Source organism: Pseudomonas sp. TUM22785, from assembly GCF_028198105.1.
Classification (GTDB): Bacteria; Pseudomonadota; Gammaproteobacteria; order Pseudomonadales; family Pseudomonadaceae; genus Metapseudomonas; species Metapseudomonas solani.
The window spans coordinates 6,609,882-6,630,717 of record NZ_CP116239.1 but is presented as its reverse complement, the minus strand read 5'-3'; the positions used below and the strand labels follow the sequence as shown (position 1 = coordinate 6,630,717).

Here is a 20,836-nt window from a genome sequence, read left to right as displayed (position 1 = left end):
ACAGTGAGGTCCTCCCCATGACGGTCAAGCGTACTTCCTCCCGTGCCTTCGCAGGCTCCACCCACGGGCAGCGCTTCCAACCCAACCGCATCACCGCAGCGCTGCTGGCCAGCCTCGGTGTGGTACCGGCCTGGGCGGCGGACAGCAACACCATCACCCTGCATGGCGGCAGCTTTGGCGGTGGCGTCAGCGGGATGACCACCGCGACCACCATCAACCCGACCAGCTCCACGGTGACCGACATCACCACGGCCACGGTGCGCGGCGGCACCGGTTTCAACTCCTTCGGCGACTTCAAGGTGGCCCAGGGCAACACGGTGAACCTGCACGTGCCCGCCAACGCGCAGAACCTGGTCAACCTGGTGCACAACGCCAAGGCCGAGATCAACGGCACGCTGAACGGCCTCAAGGACGGCAAGATCGGCGGCAACGTGATCTTCGCCGACCCCCACGGCCTGGTGGTCGGCGCCCAGGGCGTGGTCAACGTCGGCAGCCTCACCGTCACCACCCCCAGCGCCGCGCAGATGCAGAACCTGGCCACCATCGCCCACCAGGGCAGCGAGGCCCAGACGATTGCCGCGGTCAGCGACCTCGAAAGCGGCCAGTACAACGGCTCCAGCACCGGCGAGGTGAAGATCCAGGGCAAGGTCAACGCCGTCGGCTCGATCAACCTCTTCGCCGCCTCCGCCATCGTTGCCTCCGGCGCCTCGCTGCAGGCCGGCACCAGCGCCGCCGAAACCGTGTTCAAGAACACGGTGAACCTGAATAACGTGAGCATCGGCACCGGCCTGGCCCAGGCCGATGGCTCGGTGAAGATCGTCGGCAGCAGCGGCGTCGAGGTCAGCGGTGAAGTGGCCGCGCTGATGGCCGACGACTCCGGCGGCAAGGTGCAGATCGCCGCCGGCAACAACGTCGACCTGAAGAGCGGCGCGCGCATCGTCACCACCGGCAGCGCCGGCAAGAACGCGGGCAACGTCATCATCGAGGCGCCGCACATCAACGTCGCCAACAACGCCCAGGTCAACGCTTCGGCCAGTGGCGCCGGCCGCGCTGGCAACATCACCCTGCAGGCCCTGAGCGACATCAGCTGCACCTTCTGCGGCGACGGCAACACCACCCCGGCCGACCTCGACGACCTGCCCACCAAGCCCAAGGCGATCTTCGCCGGCAGTGCCGGCAGCGCCACCATTGCCCTGGACAGCGGCTCCACCCTGGACGCCAGCCATGCCACCGATGGCACCAAGGCCGGCACCGTCACCGTGCAGGCCCTGGCCACCGACCAGCAGCTGGCCGGCTGGGCCAGTGCCAACGCCAGCATCACCGCCAACGGCCTGATCAAGGGCCGCGACATCGTCATCGATGCGCAGAGCAAGACCGTCATCAAGCCGCTCTGGGCCAGCAGCCTGCTGAGCCTGGACAACATCACCGCCTTCGGTGAACTCTACGAGTCGCTCAACCAGTACAGCCGCGCCGACTTCAAGACCAAGCTGGCAGCCGACCCGGGCAACTTCAGCGAGCTGATCGCCTTGCAGGACTTCGTCGGCATCTCCATCGCCCACTCCGATGCCACGGTGAAGATCGGCGCCAGCGCCGAGCTCAACGCCAGCAAGGACCTCAGCGTCACCGCCAGCAGCCTGCGCCAGGTGGAAAGCCACATCAAAGGCGAGATCCTCGGCGTCGACAGCCTGATCCCCTTCGGCCTGGGCGTGACCTACGGCAGCCTCGAAGGCACCACCTCGGTGGAGGTGGCCAGCGGTGCCAAGCTCACCGCCGGCGGCGACCTCAAGCTGGAAGCGATCAGCGAGAACATCCTCCACCTCGACACCAAGGCGGAGAACAGCACCGACTCCGGCGGCAATGCGTGGAAGACCATGGGCTTCGCCTTCGGCATGGCGCGCACCGATGTCGACACCCTGGTCACCGTCGACAAGGGCGCCGTGATCAAGGTCGGCACCTACAACGGCCAGGGCGTGCGCCAGAGCGGCGGCGACATCAGCGTACGCGCGGTGGCCGAGCAGGACCTGACCAACGAGGTCAGGTTCGAGGCCAACGGCCTCGGCGCCAGTGGTGGCCCGGCCATCGCCCTGGCGCTGTTCAACAGCGACACCCGCGCGCGCTTCAGCGCCGACCTGACCCAGGGCGCGAACCTCAACATCAGCGCCCTGGACCTGGTCTACCACCAGCTCAACAAGTCCACCGTCCAGGCCGGCAAGGGCTTCTCGGACTTCCTCTTCAGCAAGGTCACCGAGCCGTCCATCAGCTTCATCACCCCCAAGCTGACCGACCTGCTGGAGCTCGCCCTCGACGAGAAGAAGCCCACCAACGGCAGCAAGCTGCGCGTCGGCTCGGCGGTGACCATCACCCTGGCCGACCACCAGGCTGAAGCCCTGCTGGGCAGCCAGGACGGCACCGCGCTGAGCGCCAATGTCGGCGGCAACGTCAGCGTGCAGGCCCTGCAGCACCAGGCCAGCCTCAACAACCAGGCCTCCAGCACCGTCAACTCGTCGGTCAAGGAGAAGGACACCGCGGCCAAGTCGGCCAGCGTGGCGGTGGTCTACAGCCAGCTCGACCAGGGCACCCGCGCGCTGATCGGCGACAACGTCACCGTCAAGGCCGCGCACATCGGCGTCGGCGCGAAGAACGAGATTCCGATCACCGATCTCGGCATGTTCGACGCCAGCGAACTGGATAACTACAGCTCCCTGGCCGACGTCTATCGCACCCTGAAGAACCTCTCTTCCCTCTACGGCGACATCAGCAACCTGCCCAGCCAGTACGCCAACGCCCTGGGCCAGGCCGACAAGCTGGGCCTGGCCGGCGCCATCTCGGTGATGCGCACCGATGTCGATGCCACCGCCTGGGTCGGCGACAACAGTTCGCTGACCGCCACCGGCGAGCTGGCCTGGACCAGCGAGCTGTGGCGCGACCTGGACAAGGACGGCAAGGTCCTCAACACCTGGGTCCTGCAGAGCAACAACTGGGGCAGCAGTGCACTGGCCGCCGGCGCCAACAACTGGGCGGCGCCCGTGTCCGTGCTCGGCGAGAACCGCATCGAGCGCCTGTCCATCGCCGGCAACTACGGCGGCCTGGTCGGCGCGGAGAAGGGCGACGCCGTCGGTGGCGGGCTCAACGTCACCCTGCACGAAGGCAAGGCCGTGGCCGGCATCGGCGCATCGACCCGGGTCACCACCTCCGGGCTGGACGTCAGTGCCAAGGAAAAGGACCTGTTCATCGCGCTCGCCCCCTCGGCGGGCAAGGGCGCCAGCGCCGCCGGCAGCGGCACCATCGTGGTCAGCCTGCTGGACACCACCGTCAACGCCTCCATCAACAACCGCGCCACCATCACCGCCGGCAGCGTCGACATAGACGCCAAGCACGAGCTGGGCCTGTGGAGCGCAGCGGGCTCGCTGGCCTATTCCGGCGGCACCACCGGCGTCGGCGTGGCCATTGCTGTCAACCAGGTGGACAGCGACATCCAGGCACTGATCGGCGACAACCGAGCCTGGCGCGGCCTCAGCGGCGCCGGCACCACCTCCGCCATCACCTCGACCTGGAAGGTCGACGACCTCAGCGTCTCGGCCACCTCCAGTGGCCAGAGCGGGGCCTTCTCCGCTGCGGCGGCGGCCACCAAGTCCCAGCGCGAGCTGCAAGAGGACAAGGACACCGGGCAGAGCGCCTCTGGTGGCGCGGAAAGCCTCGCCTCCACCTTCAGCGATGCACTGCTGGCCGGCCTGGGCAAGCTCAAGACCGAGTACGAGTACTACAAGAACAAGCTCAACAGCCTCACCAGCGACAACCCGAACCGCACCGGCGACCTGCCCAAGTCGACCCTGGCGCTGGTGGGCTCGGCGAGCTTCAACGTCTCGCGGCAGAAGACCCGCGCGCAGCTCGGCGACATCGTCCTCGACCCGCGTGACCCGACCAAGACGGGCAGCAAGGTCTCGCTGCTGGCGCTGAACCAGACGCACCAGTTCAGCGTCTCCGGCGGCGGTGCCCTGACCTGGGCCAACACCACCAAGGCCGGCGAGGTGCAGAAATCCCAGAGCAGCTCGGCGCTGACCGGCGCCATCGCCGGCAACCAGGTGCTCAACGAAACCAACGCCCTGATGAGCGGTGTCACCCTCAATGACAACGACAGCCTCAAGGTCCTGGCCCTCAGCGATGGCGACCAGGTCGCCATGGGCCTTGGCCTGGCAATGAGCTCTGCCGGCTCCCAGTCCAACACGGCGGTGGCCCTGTCCGCGTCCTATGGCCAGTTCGGCAACATCACCCGGGCCCAGGTGCAGAACAGCACCGTCAAGGGCCGCTCCACCGCGCCGGGCGCCATCCAGGTGGCGGCCTACGACCGATCCCGCGCCCTGCTGGGCGGCGGTGCCTTCGCCGGCATGAAGGGCAGCGCCGGCAGCGCCAACGGCGGCGCGCTGACCCTCGGCTACTTCGCCAATACCGTCAACGCGGCCTGGCTGGGCAGCACCGCCAGCAACTTCGCCACACTCGATGTCGGCGCCTACAGCGCCATGCAGACCCTGCTCGCCTCCGTGGGCGTGGGCGTCGCCGGCGGCACCGGGGAAGCCGCCACCGGCTCCTTCTTCGGCGCCTACATGGACAACCAGGTCAAGGCCAGCGTCGACGGCTACACCCCGAGCGGCGGCACCCTGCGCACCTCCAGCCTCACCGGCGGCACGGTCAATGTCGAGGCGCGCAGCGTCTCCAGCCGTTCCGACCTCGACGGCCTGTTCGACAGTGCCGCCGACGGCACCCTGGACAAGCTCGACCTGGGTTCCCAGGACGCCCTGGGCGATGTTTCCCTGGACGCCGACGTCGCCGGCGCCGATGGCGCCAGCACCAGCCATTCGCTGTTCGACGGCAAGATTTCGGGCGAAGCCATCCTCGGCATCGCCGGCAGCGTCGCGGTCGGCCAGAAGAGCTCGGGTGGCGCAGCCCTCGGCTTCATCTATGCCGGCAGCGACTACCTGGCCAGCCTGGCCAACGTCACCACCGACCTGACGGGCGCGCTGAACGTCGAGGCCTACAACGCCACCGAGACCCTGGCCCTGGCTGTGGGCGTCGCCGGCAGCAAGGCCGACGTCCTGGTGGGCTCCGGCACCGCCGTGGTCGACCGTGGCACGGTCAAGGCGCAGATCCTCGGCACCGCCGCTGCTCCGCTGACCCTCAAGGCCGGTAGCCTGTCGCTGTCGGCGCAGAAGGCCGGCGGCTACTACTCCCTGGCCGGCGCCATCGGCGCGGCGAGCAAGAACGCCCTGGGCCTGGCGATCGCCCTCAGCGACATCGACCAGGACGTCGAGGCGCGCCTCGAGTACGCCAACCCGACGCTCACCGGCAAGGCCGAGGTCATCGCCGCCCAGGAGAGCAAGATCCGCACGGCCGCCGTGGCCGGTGCCCTTTCCTCGGGGCAGGGCGCCTACACCGGCTCCTTCACCTACAACAGCATCGCCGGCAGCGCCGACGCGCTGATCAGCCACAGCACCCTCACGGCCACGGCCCTGGACGTGCTCTCGGCGCAGCCGGGCATGGGCGCCAGCATCTGGGCCCTGGCGGGCAACTTCTCGCTGTCCAGCGGCAACGTCGGCGCCGGTGCCGCCGTGGCCGTGAACGAACTCAGCGGCACCCGCAGCGCTTCGCTCAAGGACAGCACGGTCAACCTCTCCGGCGACCTCAACGTGGTCAGCGCCCTGGATGGCGAGATCTACGGCATCGCCGCTGGCGTGGCCGGTTCGAGCAAGGCCGGCATCAACATCTCCTCGGTCAACAACGTCATCCAGGGCAAGGATTACGCGAGCATCGAGGACAGCAGCGTGACCCTCACCGGCACGGGCGATGTCGACGTCACCGCCAGCAGCACCAACGGCCTGAAGATCGGCTCCCTGGCCGGCTCCGTCAGCTTCGGCGGCACCGGCTCCTTCGGTGCCTCGGTGGCCACCAACGTGATCAATGCCGATCGCACCGCGCAGATCGTCAGCTCCACCATCACGGGCTTCCAGAACGCCCAGGTGCGCAGCGGTGCCAACCAGGTCATCGACACCATCGCCGCTACCGCCGGCGCGGCCGACAAGGTCGCCCTCAATGGCGCGGTCACCACCAGCGTGCTCAAGGGCACCGACCGCGCGACCATCTCCGGCGGCAGCATCGACGTCGGCTCCCTGGACGTGCGCGTCGAGGGGGATCGCGAGATCAACGCCCTGGCCCTCACGGCCGGCGTCAGCGTGGGCGTCTCGGTCGGCGCGGCCGATGCCAACAGCCTGATCACCCAATTGCGCGAGGCGCGCATCAGCAACGCCACCCTGACCCTCGACAAGGACCTCGACGTCCAGGCCAAGGGCAAGCTGGCCGTGCGTTCGGCGGCGGCCGGTGGCGGCGTCGGCGGCAATGCCGCGGTCGGTGCCTCGGTGGCGGTGAACCTGGTCAAGGGCCAGGACCTGGCCACCCTCAGTGGTGCCACTGTCACCGGTGCCGAAACCATCGACGTGAAGGTGGTCGACGGCAGCGCCACCATCGATACCTTCGCCGGTAACGTGCAGGGCTCGGGTACCGGCGCGGGCGCCGGTGCCGTGGCCGTCAGCGAAATCAGCCAGGTGCGCAAGGCGCTGGTGGAGAACAGCAGCCTGTCCATGGACGGCAATGCCGCCTTCACCCGCATCGACGTTTCCGCGCTGACCACCGGCGTGATCAACACCCTGGCCCTCAGCGGCGCCGGGGCCGGCACCGGCGCAGCGGTGTTCTCCAACACCACCAACAGCATCAACGCGGTGACCACTGCGGCCATCGATAACAGCAAGGGCAGCGCCAGCAACCTCAACATCAGCGCCAAGGACGACTCCAGCATCAACTCCCTGGCCGGTGGCGCCGTGGGCGCGGGCTCGGTGGCGGTGGGCGTGGCCACGGCCATCAACCGCATCGGCAACCAGATCGAAGCACGCCTCTCGGGTAACCGTGACGCCAGTGCCTGGTCGCTCAAGCAACTGCTGGTGCAGGCGGATTCCGATGCGCGCATCCGCTCGGCGTCCATCTCCGCTGGTGTTTCCGGCGCGGTGACGGTCTCCGCCGGTGTCGCCAGCAACCTGCTGACCACTGCGGTGAAGTCGCTGATCAGCGGCGGCGCCCTGGTCAAGGCCGACGAGGACGTCGGCGTGCTCGCTTCCAGCCGTGACGTGGTGCAGTCCTACGCCGCCGTGGTCGCCGGGGGCGGCAACGCCGCGGTCTCGGGCCTGGTCACGGTCAACCAGCTGGAAAACACCACCACCGCCGCCATCACCGGCACGGCCACCAAGGTCGACGCCCGGGGCAACGGCAGCAACGGCCTGTCGGTGGACAACGGCGTGCTGGAAAACGCGCCGGACGTCGGCGCCTGGACCGATCCCAAGCAGTTCAACCCGGTGGCCGACCTGCGCACCGGCCGCGAGACCGTGCACGGCCTGGCCGTACGTGCCAGCTCCCTGCAGCAGCTGGGCCAGCTCAGCGCCGCCGCGGCCATCAGCGTCGAGCCGATCGCCAGCGCTGCCGTCACCCTGCTCAGCAACACCGGCCTGGTCTCGGGTTCCACCCAGGCCTATATCGAAGACGCCAAGATCAACCAGGACGGCGGCAACGCCAGTGCCAACGCGGCCCAGCAGGTCAGCGTCGGCGCCTCCAGCCATGCCTTCGGCCTGGGCGGCCTAGTGGGCATCGCCGCGGGCGTGGGCATCACCTCCGTGGCCGCCAACGTCGACACCGCGGTGTTCAGCCGCGACGTCAAGGCGCGCCTGAGCAACGTCACCCTCGCCAGCAAGGGCGAGACATCGGTACGCGCCAATTCCACCCAGGCCGCCAGCAGTGTGCTCACCACCATCGGTGGCGGCATCACCGGCGTGGCCGCCACCACCAGCGTGCTCAACCTCAAGGGCAGCACCCAGGCGCTGATCGAGAAGGCCAGCAGCCTCAACGTGGGCAGCCTCAAGGTCGCCTCCTCGGCGGTCAATCGCCTGTCGCCCAACCTTTATGTGGGCGCAGGCGGTGCCGGTGCCCTGGGTGCTGGCGTGGCCTATGCCAGCAACCTCTCCACCGTGCGTGCCTGGGTCGGCGATGCCGCCACCGGCACGGGCACCGGGACTACCAAGGTCACCACCAGCGGTGCCATCGGCATCGACGCCCAGAGCACCACCAGCGTCTCCAGCCAGTCGGTCAGCACAGTCGGCGGCGGTACCGGCGCGGCGGGCTCGATCAGCGTGGTGATGCTGGAGAACACCACCGAGGCCGGCGCCAGCCGCAGTGAATTCGGCAGCAGCGCCGCCCGCGCGGGCAGCCTGAGCATCACCGCCAAGGACCGTCTCGACGCCAAGCTCACCGGCGGCTCCGTGGCCCTCGGCGGCTCCGCCTATGGCGCCACCGCCGATGTGCTGGTGGCCAACAGCGCCACCCGTGCGCAACTCAACGACAGCATCGCCTGGCTCAGTGGCGCGCTGAAGATCGATGCCCTGCGCGAAGTGGACGCGCGCCTGATCAGCGTCACCGGCGGCCTCGCCGGCAGCTCCGCCCTGGGCGGCAGCATCGGCCTGCTGCTGCTGGGCTCCGGCACGCTCACCCAGCAGGGCAGCAACCCGCTGGACGAACTGGACAACGGCGGCAACGGCACCCTGTCCCTGGTGGACAAGAGCGCCACCCGCAGCAACACCGCGCTGACCTACCAGAGCCTCGACACCAGCGGCGAGCGTGCGGTGGTGAGCAACACCCGCACCACCGACGAGACCACGCGCCTCGACCAGGCCACCACCAGCGCCAAGGTCAAGGACCGCCTCAAGACCAACACCGCCTACAAGCAGGAAACCGTCGCCCGGGTCAGCGGCAGCAGCGTGGACGCCAATGGCGCGGCCACCATCGCCGCCACCGACAAGCTGTATTCCAGCAACCTCGCCGGCAGCGTCATGGCCGGTGGCACCGCCTTCGGTGTCGGCATCGCCTACACCCTGTCCAACGCCCGCGTAGCGGCGGAGATCATCGGTGGCAGCCTCAAGGCCGCCAGCCTCGACCTGAAGTCCGCGGCCCTGGGCCTGGACGACAAGACTGCGGTCAACGTACAAGCCATCGCCGGCACCGCCGGCCTGGGCGTCGGCCTCGGTGCCGCCGTCGGCGTGGCGGTGATGAACAACCTGGTGGGCACCACCCTGGGTGGCACCGTCACCACCACAGGCGAGCTGAAAGGCCAGGCCAGCGACAGCCAGGGCCTCGACGTGCAGGCCCTGGGCGTGGCCGCCGCCGGTGGCGCCGCCGCCGGCCTGGTGCTGGGCGTCGCCCAGCACGACAGCCAGGTCTCCCTGCTGGTGTCCCCGGGCGCGACCCTCACCGGCAGCGACATCACCCTCGGCAGCGCCTCCCAGGGCCCGGTGGCCCTCAAGGCCCAGGGCGCTGCCGGCGGCCTGGCCGTCGGCCTCAACGCCAGCGTGCTGGTGGCCCGTGACGCCAGCAGCGCCACCCTCGACGTCGGCGACGGCGCCAAGCTGCTGGCCGGCAACGCCATCAACCTCAGCGCCCGCGCCACCCCGCAGGTCAAGGCGGAAAGCCTCGGCGTCGCCCTGGGCGGCGCCTTCAGCGCCGGTGCCACGGTGATCGATGCCATCGCCGACGCCACCGCGCGCCTGAGCCTGGCGGCCAACAGCCAGCTGAAGGCGAAGAGCGCCAGCCTGGCTGCGCAGATCACCCGCAACGGCGACAACGACACCCTGAACATCAAGGGCCTCGGCGTCAGCGGCGGTATCGGCCTGTCGGCCAACGCGGTGGTCGCCACCGCGCGCAACGGCAGCACCGCGCTGCTGGAAAGCGCCGACAGCAGCCTGTTCACCGGCCTTTCCAACGACGGCACCTGGAGCTTCCAGGCCGCTACCGACGTGCGCCAGCGCGCCAGCGTCGAAGGCTATGCCGCCGGCTTGCTGACCCTGGGTGCCAGCGTCGCCAAGGCCACCTCCACCACCTCGACCCAGGCCCTGGTGGGCGGCCGCTTCGCCGGTGCCTCGGGCACCCTGAAAGTCGGCGCCACCGCCGTGGTCGACAACCTGGCCCGCGCCACTGCCGGCCAGGGCGGCCTGGTCAGCGGCGCCGCCTCGGTGGCCATCACCGGCGACACCGGCACCACCAAGGCCAAGCTCTATGCCCGTGGCGCCGATGACAGCAGCAACCGCAACGCGCTATTCAAGGCCGTCGAGCTGGCGGCCCTGCACCAGTCCGTGTTCAACGCCTTCGTCGACAGCGTCAACGCCTCCCTGGTCGGCGCCAGCGGCGCCCATGCGCAGAACGACCTGAGCCTGACCACCACCAGTGAGCTGGCCGGTGGCTCGCGCCTGGAAACCTACGCCTACGAGCAGAGCGCCAAGGCCCTGGTGACCAAGGCCCAGAGCAGCGACTACAACGTGCGCTCCGGCTCCGGCGGCGTGGTCGACGCGGCGGCGGCGCAGAGCGTCTCCACCCTGTCGCTGAACACCAACGCCCTGGTGGGTGCCAGTGCCTACCTGCACCTGATCGGCGACTTCCGCGTGCCGGTCAACCTGCTGATCAGCGCCTACAACCAGGTCACCGCCTACGACAAGGTGCGCCTGGACAGCGGCGGCGCCATCTCCATCGCCCTGGCCAAGTCCCAGGTCAACGTCAAGCAGAGCAAGGCCGGCGTCGCCATCGGCGAGAGCGCCGACCTGTCGAGCATCGGCGACATCGTCCTCAGCGGCAGCGGCGACTACCTGATCGACACCGCCGTCACCGCCAAGACCTGGGGCCTGGCCGGTGCCGCCCAGGGCTCGACCCTGGCCAAGGTCATCGCCGACTACGACGTCGACATCGCCAAGAACTCCACCCTGCTGGGCTATGGCGACATCCGCCTGTACGCCGGCCGCAGCGCCGCCGGCAAGTCCAGCCAGGCGACCCTGACCGCGCGCACCGACCTGTGGAACAACACCGCCTTCCCGGTTTCCACCAAGCCCAACGCCGATGCCGCCTATGTGCGCATCAGCGACATCAATGTCGCCAGCGGCGCCCAGGTGAACAGCGTCGGCGACATCTACGCCTACGCCGACAAGGGCTACGGCAACCTGCTGGGCAAGGGCGTGGCCAAGGACCTCTACACCGAGGCCCTGAGCGTGCTAGGCCTGTCGGTGGAGATCGAATCCGGCAGCGCCACCAACACCTCCACCAGCGTGGTGAAGGTCGATGGCGCCCTGAATTCCGGCTACTACAACAAGCGCTCGGTGCACATCGAGGGCCTGGAGTACTGGGTCAACGGGGTGAAGAAGACCCTGGCCGAGATCGCCGCGATGACCATCACCGACAGCGACACCCTGGTGGTGAAGCCGAAGGTGACCACCAGCGACACCAACATCAGTTACCGCCTGGTGGAAGGGACCTACTCGGAGTTCATCACCAAGCGCCTGGCCGAGCTGGACAAGCAGCTCACCGACTACGGCCTGTCCGCCCCCGTGCGTACCGCCTTGACTGCCGAGCAGACCGTGTTGCGCAAGGCGCTGGACAAGCTCTACACCGAGATGGGCGGCAGCACCGCCGGTGGCGTCAGCCTGGCGGAGGAGTTGGGTGTCTGGATCTTCGAGCTGGACCCGATCCTGGCCAAGCCGGGCAACGTCTTCGTCACCGGCGATGCCCTGGTTGGCAGCGGCAAGCTCAACGCCCCGGGCGACGCGGCCATTACCGTGACCAACGACAGCTCGGCCTTCCTGCGCATCCTCGGCCTGGAAGTGCCCTACCGCGAAGGCGGCCAGCTGCTGTTCAACGATGCTTCGCTGAGCAGCGCGTCGGCCATCAACAGCGCCAACGCCACCGGCTACAAGGGCCAGGCGAACTTCTCGGCGATCACCGTCTCGGGCAACTCGCCGGACCCGGTCATCACCGTGCTCAACAACTACGACCCGTCCAAAGGCGTCGTCGGCCAGGACGGCCTGCGCGCGCCGGCACCTGACATCTTCATCGCCGGGCGCATCTTCAACCAGCGCGGCCTGGTCACGGTCAAGGCCGAGTACGGCAGCATCTACGCCAACTCCGACATCCGCGGCAAGACGCTGGCCATCACCGCCGGGCGCGACTTCGTGCTCAACTCCGCCGACCCGTTCTTCCACATCGGCGGCGACCCGTCCACCAACAACAACGGCACCAGCCTGACCGGCCCGGCCGCCGGCTCCGGCGTGGTGGCGGGCAACAACGTGGTGATCAGCGCCCAGTACCTGAACATCAACGGCCTGGTGCAGAGCGGTGTGCCCTTCTGGACCGCCACCATCGACGCCAGCACCGCGCTGGACGCCATCATCGCCGCCGGCCAGGCGGCCTATGACGCGAAGCGGGGCCCGTCCTTCCTGCAGCTCAAGGCGCGCAACCTGCGTACCGGCGAGCTGGGCTACGGCTACGACTTCGCCACCCGCAGCATCGTGCTCGACTCGGTGGACGTGGCCGGCGGCTACATGGAGCTCACCGGCTACATCATGAGCACCGGCAACGGCCAACTGAACGTGCTGGACGGCTACAGCCAGGTGCAGGTGAAGAACACCAGCAACTACCAGATCGGCCTCAACCAGATCGACCTGGGCAGCGGCACCGAAGGCACCCTGCGCATCAACGACCTGCGCCGCGACGGCGCGGGCAACGAGTACGTCTGGTCGTCCATCTACACCCGCGATTTCAACACCGCCAGCGGCCTGTACAACATCATGCTGCGCCAGGGGAACAGCAAGGATGTGCTGACCCAGGCCAACGTGCGCATCGGCGATGGCCGCACCACCACCTACAACCCCGTAAGCGGTCGCTCCTACGTCTGGCTCACCGGCAAGGACAGCACCGTCACCACCACCACGACCTACTACAAGGACAGCCTCTGGGGCGCCTTTGGTGTCGGTGATGGCACCATTTGGGGGACTCCGGTCAAGGTCAGCTCGGCTGAGCGCGTGATCGATGGTGCCGAGTACATGGGCACCATCGGTGGCCCGGCCGGTGGGGTGATCAAGGAAGAGACCGAGACTGCCAAGACCGGCGACGCCAATAGCGAAACCACTCGCTGGACCAGCTGCGCGAAGAAGTTCATCTGGTGCCAGGTCAAGCGCAGCTGGATGAAAATCGTCGAGGTCCAGGGCGAGAAGGAAATCACCCGCCACACCGTGGCGGCGGACAAGGCCATCAACATCGGCTTCATCGGCAACGACAGCGGCCTGATCGACGTCAACTCGAAAGGCAACGTGGTGCTGCTGGGCTCGCTGTTCAACCAGAACGGCGACACCAAGATCAACACCAGCGGCTCCCTGACCCAGAGCGCCACCGGCGCGGTGGTGCAGGCGAAGAACCTGACCCTGGACGCCGGCACCGGCATCGGCAGCAGCGCCCAGGCCCTGCGCGTGCAGGTGGGCAACCTGCTGTCGGCCAAGTCGCTGAAGGGTGACATCACCATCGCTGGCATCAACGGCGGCTTGAACATCAGCCGCCTGGAGGCGCTGGCCGGCAACCTCAGCCTCAAGGCCCAGGGCAACATCACCACCGCCAACGGCGCGGTGTTGCGCGGCCATGGCATCAGCCTGACCTCCACCCACGGCGCCATCGGTGCCGCCGGGGCCCTGGTGAACATCGACACCAACACCGACAACGGCGCCATCACCAGCTCGGCCCCCAGCCTCAACGCCCAGTCCGTGGGTGGCGTGTTCCTCAACGAGGTGAGCGGCGACCTGTCGGTGGACCAGGTGATCACCGGTGGCGACGTGCACCTGAAGGTGGCCAACGGCGACCTGCTGGATGGCAACACCTCGCTCTCCTACGACGAACGCGACCTGGCCAAGCTACGCGCCCTGTGGACCGAAATGGGCCTCACCGGCGCCGAAGCCGATGCCGCCCTGGCCGAACAGAAGGCGCAGATGCTCAAGGCCGGCCAGGCCAGCTACGCACGCTACTGGCAGCTGCGCGACGGCCAGGTCTTCGACCTGGAGCAGGTGGCCTTCAGCCAGGCCCAGGTGGCCCAGCTCAAGGGCCTGGGCCTGAGCGACGCGCAGATCGCCACCGAGCAGGCCCGTGCCGAAGCCGACTACCTGGCCCTGCACGAGCAGTTCGGCGGCGCCGCCTACGACGTCAATTACCAGTACGCGCTGTCCACCCAGGACCAGAACGCCCTGGACAAGACCGCCAAGTGGAGCGAGGAGCAGCTGCGCTACTCGCTGTCCTCGGCACTGGTGAACCGTGGCACCGACACCCAGGTGAAGATCGAGAAGGTCAATATCCAGGGCGCCAACATCACCCTCGACGCCAAGCGCGTCGGCAAGGTGCTGGCCAACGACGTCACCGTCGACCTCAACCAGGGCGTGGCCAACCTCACCCCGGCGCAGCTCGCGGCCCTCGGTGGCGCCGAGCTGGACGACATCTACGTCGACGACGCCAGCAACCCCAACAAGCTGCGCATCGTCCAGCGCGACGACATCAACATCGTCGCCTCGGGCAACATCAACGTCACCGCCAGCAGCGACGTCTACCTGGGCGGCACTCAGGACCTGAACATCTACAACGTCCAGGGCGACACCGTGCGCATCAAGACCGATGGCAACATCGAGAGCGCCCGTGGCAGTGCGGTGGTGGTACGCGGCAGCGACGTGGTGCTGGAATCCTCCGGTGGCTCCATCGGCGGCAAGGCCAGCCTCAACATCGACGTCACCGGCGAGCTCACCGCCCGTGCGGCCAAGGCCATCAACCTGACCCAGGCCGGCAACCTCAGCATCCAGCGCCTGACCACCGGCAACGGCCCGCTGACCCTCAACGTCGGCGGCAACCTGAGCGGCGTCGGCCTCTACGGCGAGCACCTGCTGGCCGGCGGCGACATCCTGCTCAAGGTCGGCGGCAACGTCGGCGACGCCAGCCACCGCGTGCAGCTCAACAGCCAGACCGACGAGATCGACCTCGACGTGGGCGGCGACGCCTATATCGGTGCCATGCAGGGCGCCAACCCGGCCAAGGGCACGCTGCGCCTGCGCCTGGCCGATGTCGACGGCCTGCTGAGCATCGCCCAGGTCAACAACCTGGTGCAGAGCGGCGACTGGACCCTGGGCTCGGCGCTGATGGACATCAGCCACGACTGGACCATGGACGCCGGCAAGCAGGTCACCGCCAGCGGCACCCTGGACGCCTCCATCGCCAACCTCGCCAGCCTCGGCGCCCTGAGCGCCAAGGACCTGGACATCGAAGCCGGCACCCTGCAGGGCAACGCCAACGGCGTGCTGTGGAGCGCCGACAACGTGGCACTCGCCAGCACCCTCGGCGACATCGGCCTGAGCACCCGCCACGCCAAGGTCGCGGGCAAGGACGTGCAGGTCGACGCCAAGGGCAAGCTGTTCCTCGACCTGGTCGGTGGCGTCACCTCCGGTCACCTGGTCAGCCAGGGTGACCTGCTGCTCAACACCCTGGGTAACGTCACGCTGGCCAAGGTGCAGAGCGAGCAGGGCAAGGCCAAGCTGGTCGGCACCGGCGCGCTGGATATCGGCACCCTCAAGGCGCGCAACGCCGTCGACGCCTCCGGCGCCGGCATGAGCCTGGCCCTGGGCGAGCTGAGCAGCGAGCAGGGCGACCTGCTGGTGGACATCGGCGGCTCCTTCTCGGCCACCACCGTCAACGCCAGCAATGGCCTGTGGAGCCTGAAGGCGGCCAGCGCCAACATCGGCAGCGCGGCTATCGACGGCAACGTCGACATGACCCTGGGCGGCGACCTGCTGCTGGGCCAACTGGACGCGGGCGGCCACTGGAACCTCAAGGCAGTCAAGGCCGACGTCACCCGCGCCGGCATCGACGGCGCCACCGACCTCGACCTGACCGGCGCCCTGACCCTGGGCAGCCTGGTGGGCAAGGGCACCTTCAACCTCGACGGCACCCGCGCCGATATCGGCAGCCTCACCGCCGATGGCCTGGTGGACATGAACCTCAGCGGCCAGCTGGAGCTGGACAGCCTGACCGGCAAGGCCGGCTGGCAACTGAAGGCGGGCAGCGCCTATATCGACACCGCCGGCATCACCGGCAACGTCGTGCAGACCATCGCCGGCGCGCTGGAGATGGACTCGCTCACCGCCAGTGGCAGCTGGACCCTGAACGGCGGCACCACCGGCCTGGACAGCAGCCTGGTGAAGAAGGCCGACGTCATCGGCATCGTCGATCTCGACCTGAAGCATGCGCTGAAGCTGGATGAGCTGATCGCCGGCAACGCCGTGACCCTCACCGGCACCAGCGCCGACATCGGCAGCATCGATGCCCAGGGTCAGGTGGGCATGACCCTCAGCGGCAACCTCGACCTCGACAGCCTCACCGGCAAGTCGGGTTGGGACATGAACGCCGCCAGCGCCGACATCGGCGCTGTGGAGGTCACCGGCAACGCCAAGCAGACCGTCGCCGGCAACCTCGACATGGATTCGCTCAAGGCCGGCGGCAGCTGGGGCCTGGTGGGCGGCACCTCCGCCCTGGGCAGCAGCCATGTGGCCAAGGCCGACATCACCGGCCTGGTGGACCTGAACCTGAAGCACGCCCTGACCCTGGACGAGCTGACCGGTCGCAGCACCCTGAAGCTGCGCGGCACCGATGCCATCCTCGGCACCGCCAAGGTCACCGGCACCAGCGATATCGGCCTCAGCGGCGACCTCAAGGCGACCTCGCTCACCTCCGGCGGCAACGCCGACCTGGTGCTGGGCAGCGGCTCGGCCATCGGCACGCTGGACGTCACCGGCGACCTCGACCTCAAGGTCAAGGGCGGCCTGGGCCTTGGCCTGGCCAAGGCCAGCGGCAACGCCGAACTGACCCACACCGGCCTGGCCGGCACCGCCCTGAAGTACAACGAGCTGGCCATCGGCGGCACGCTGGACGTCACCGGCCCCGGCGACTGGACCGGTGGCAAGGCCGTGGTCAATGGCGATGCCCGCTTCGATGTCGGCAGCGCCGACCTCGTCAGCCTGGACAGCACCACCGGCCGCCTGTCGCTCAAGGCCGCGAAGCTGTTCGCCGCCGACGAGCTGTACAGCCGCCTCAAGGACGTGGACCTGGTCTCCGGCAGTGCCGACCTGGGCACTGTCAGCGCTGCCACCACCCTCACCGCGCTGACCAACGGCAACCTGACGATCTTCACCGGCATTGCCGGCGGCGATCTCAGCCTGAAGACCGTGGCCGGCTCCCTGGGCACCATCCGCTTCGGCAAGCTGGCCGACCCGAACGACCCCACCGTGCTGATCCCGGTGCACCTGGGTTCGGACGAGAACATCACCGTCGAGACCGATGGCGATGTGTTCGGTGGCAACGCCGTGGCCAACAAGCTGGTCAGCCTCAAGGGCCGCAACCTGTTCTTCGGCAAGGTGCAGAGCCTCGACGAGGACGTGTTCCTGCAGAGCACCGGCCTGCTGGCCGATGGCAATGGCGATATCACCGGCCTGCTGGTGGAAGCCAGGCGCGACGTCTCGATCATCGCCAACGGCGACCTGTCGATGCCCACCGTGAAGTTCGGCGGCACCTACTCGCTGAAGGCCGGGCGCGACCTGGTGGTCGGCGTCGGTGGTGACCTGGACGTGAGCGGCTACGCCGAAGCGGGCCGCGACCTGACCTTCCTGATCGCCGGCAAGGTGGACCTGAAGGGCGTCACCGCGGGCCGTCACATCAGCATCGAGTCGGGCAAGTCGATCAACATCGACGAGACCGTCACCGGCGGCGGCAAGATCGTCCTCACCGCCCGCGACGGCGACCTCAAGGTGGGCGGCGGCATCATCTCCACCGCCGTGCCCTACAACGGCGAAGTGCTGGCCGGCGACGTGGTGCTGAGCGCCTCGGGCGACATCGTCACCCCGCTGATCAGCGTCGCCGCCGGCAACCTCGATGTCGAAGGCCACAGCCTGAAACTGGGCGACATGACCACCAGCGGCGTGGTCGACCTGGTCGCCCGCGGCCTGATCGACGTCACTGGCACCAGCCGGAGCGGCGGTTACCAGAACTGGCAGGCGGCCGACAGCATCAAGGTCGGTGGCGGCATCGTCACCACCGGCCTGGACCTCGACGGCAACCTGCTCACCGGCAATGTGCTCCTCAAGGCCGGCAACGACATCACCAGCCCGCTGATCCGTGTGGCGGCCGGTGATATCGAGGCCGAGGGCCACAGCCTGCGCCTGGACGCCATGGCCGCCAGCGGCGATATCGACCTGCTGGCCCGTGGCCTGATCCGCGTCAGCGGCACCAGCCAGAGCGGCGGCTACCAGCACTGGCACGCCGACGACAGCATCTTCTTCGACCGTCTGTTGGCCCAGGGCCAGGCGCTGCTGGACAGCTACACCGACACCCGTGGCCGCGTGCTCAGCGCCGACCAGGGCGCGGTGGTCAAGGCGGGCTGGCGCAACGGCGTGGCCAGCGATGCGGGCATCTACCTGGACAGCGCCACCGCGCCGAAGCTGAGCCTGTGGTCCGGCAACCTGGTGCGTGTCGCCAATGCCGCCATCGGCCAGTCCGCCGACCTGCACGGCGTCGACATGGAGCTGTACGGGCGCCACACCGGCAGCGGCCAGCTGAACCTGTGGGTGGAAGGCGCCGGCGACCGCTATGCCAAGCGTTTCGTCAGCGTGCTGGATGCCGCCGATATCCTGATGCCGCGCCTCTACGCGGTGGACAGCACCCTGACCACCACCGGCCAGCGCGTGGACATCAAGGATGCCGAAGGCGTCGACCTGCTCAAGCTGTACACCGCCCAGGCCGCCGTGCTGATGGACAACCTGACCCCGGCCTACCAGCCGCTGGCCGACGTGCAGCTCTACGAGCTGGACAAGGCCTTCCAGCTGAAGCAGGACGGCCTGGTGAGCAACACCAGCGCCTACGTGGTGCACCGCAAGACCACCCACCAGGTGCTGGTGACCAACTTCAGCGAAACCCATGCCGAGAACGCACCCGACACCGGCGTGCTCTACCAGGGCATCAGTGCCGCCCGCTACAGCGAGCAGCACTTGTCCAACGGCCTGGTGCAGAAGCGCCTGGAGTCGGTGATCCACAACGCGGTGCCGGTACCGCCGAGCGCCGCGCCGTTGCCGAAGTTCAATGCCGGCGGCGTCAACACCGTGATGAACCTGGACGACGAGCCGCAACCGCAGTTCAGCCAGCACAGCGAGCAGGACGATAAGGACGAGGTAACCAAGTGGTCTCTCTGAACAAGGCGGGCCACGGGTTCCGCGTTTACTCCCGGCAGCCGCTGATCCTGGCGCTGCTCCTGGCCGGTGGCGCCCAGGCGGCGACCCTGCCGCCGGCAGGCATTCCCGGGCAGGTGGACCCGAGCCTGCAGCGCGAGCAGATCGAGCGCATCCAGCGCCAGCGTACGGAAGACGAGCGCGCCAGGCGCGTCGAGGTGCCCGCCCTGCGTGGCGAGGCGCCCGAGGAGCAGGTGCTGCAATCCCAGGGCGAGCGCTTCGAGCTGCGCGGGGTGAGCTTCAACGCCTCGGTGTTCCTGGCCAAGGAGACCCTGGAAGGCATCGCCCGCAACTACGTGGGCCGGCCCATCAGCTTCGCCGACCTCAACGCGCTGCTGCGCGAGGTCAATGCCCATTACGAAGAGCAGGGCCAGCTCACCGCGCGGGCCATCATCGCCCCGCAGAACCTGGACGACGGCGTGCTCAAGGTGGTGCTGGTGGAGGCCAAGGTCGACGGCATGGCCTGGCAGGACCGGCGCAGCGTGGACGAAGCCTTCTACGAGGACCGCCTGGCGGTGAGCAAGGGCCAGACCCTCGACAGCACCGCGCTGATGACCTCGATCCAGCGCTTCAACGCCACCACACCGGGCCCGCAGGTCAGCGCCAGCCTGGCGCCTGGGCAGAGCTTCGGCACCACCCGTGTCGACCTCCAGGCCTTCGAGCCGGACCCGCTGCAGTGGAGCCTGTTCCTCAACAACTACGGCAACGAAGGCACCGGCCGCGAGCAGTACGGCGGCAGCCTGACTTGGTTCTCGCCCACCGGCGTGGCCGACGCCCTGAGTGCCGTGGTGGCGGCCACCGACGGTTCGCAATACGGCAGCCTGCGCTACAGCCGCCCGGTGAACCGCTACAACGGCGTGGTCTACGTCGAGGCCGGCGCCAACACCCTGGAAATTCAGACCGGCCCGCTGGCGGCGCTGAACATCGAGGGTGATTCGCAGACCTACGGCCTGGGCTACGACCACCCCTACTGGGTCGACGAGCACTGGCAGCTGCTGGGCGGCATCGGCTACAGCAACCAGAACTCGGAAACCACCATCGAAGGCCTGACCCTGAGCGAGACTAGCGCCGACGAAGTGGTGCTCAAGGGCCAGGTGGAATACCGCGCCGCGCCCTGGTACCTGCGCTACGAACAGCGCCTGCGCCAGGCCAACACCGACAACCAGGTGAACGGCGAAAGCGGCAGCTACCAGCTGCTCAACGGCAACGCCTACGCCAGCCGCGACCTCGGCGAGCGCTTCCAACTGGTGGGCCGCTTCGGCTGGCAGTACGCCAGCGACACCGAGACGCTACCCTCCACGCTGCTCTACCAGTTCGGTGGCATCAGCAGCGTGCGCGGCTACGATCCGGGCGTGATCGCCTCGCCCCAGGGCATGACCCTGAACCTGGAGGCGTACTGGAATATCGATGAACGGTGGCAGCCGTTCGTATTCTTCGACTACGGTCGTGCCATGGAGCTGGGCACCGCCGATGTCGACCTGCAAAGCGTCGGCGCTGGTCTTAACTTCAGCTGGGGTCGCCACCTGAGCATCAGCCTGGTGGCGGCCAATACCCTCAAGGATGTGGTGCCCGATCAGGACAGCGGACAGGTCCTGGCGCAGATCGTCATCCGTTAATCGTTTTTCTCAGGAGACCCACGT

General features: G+C 68.4%; 2 protein-coding genes. Both read left to right on the top strand.

The features are described 5' to 3' along the window. Positions 1 to 17: 17 nt before the first annotated feature. Positions 18 to 19,160 carry a leukotoxin LktA family filamentous adhesin gene (locus PI990_RS29960; protein ID WP_271659337.1) on the top strand — a complete coding sequence of 6,381 codons (19,143 nt, stop codon included), beginning with the start codon at positions 18 to 20 and terminating at the stop codon, positions 19,158 to 19,160. Next, positions 19,148 to 20,812: a ShlB/FhaC/HecB family hemolysin secretion/activation protein gene (locus PI990_RS29955; protein WP_271659336.1), complete on the top strand. Its 1,665-nt coding sequence runs from the start codon at positions 19,148 to 19,150 to the stop codon at positions 20,810 to 20,812. The genes PI990_RS29960 and PI990_RS29955 overlap by 13 nt, the downstream gene beginning before the upstream one ends. Positions 20,813 to 20,836: the final 24 nt, after the last annotated feature.

What these genes read in the sequence shown, in the direction of transcription:
- PI990_RS29960 (WP_271659337.1), top strand. Translation starts at nt 18, where the DNA reads ATGACGGTCAAGCGTACTTCCTCCCGTGCCTTCGCAGGCTCCACCCAC.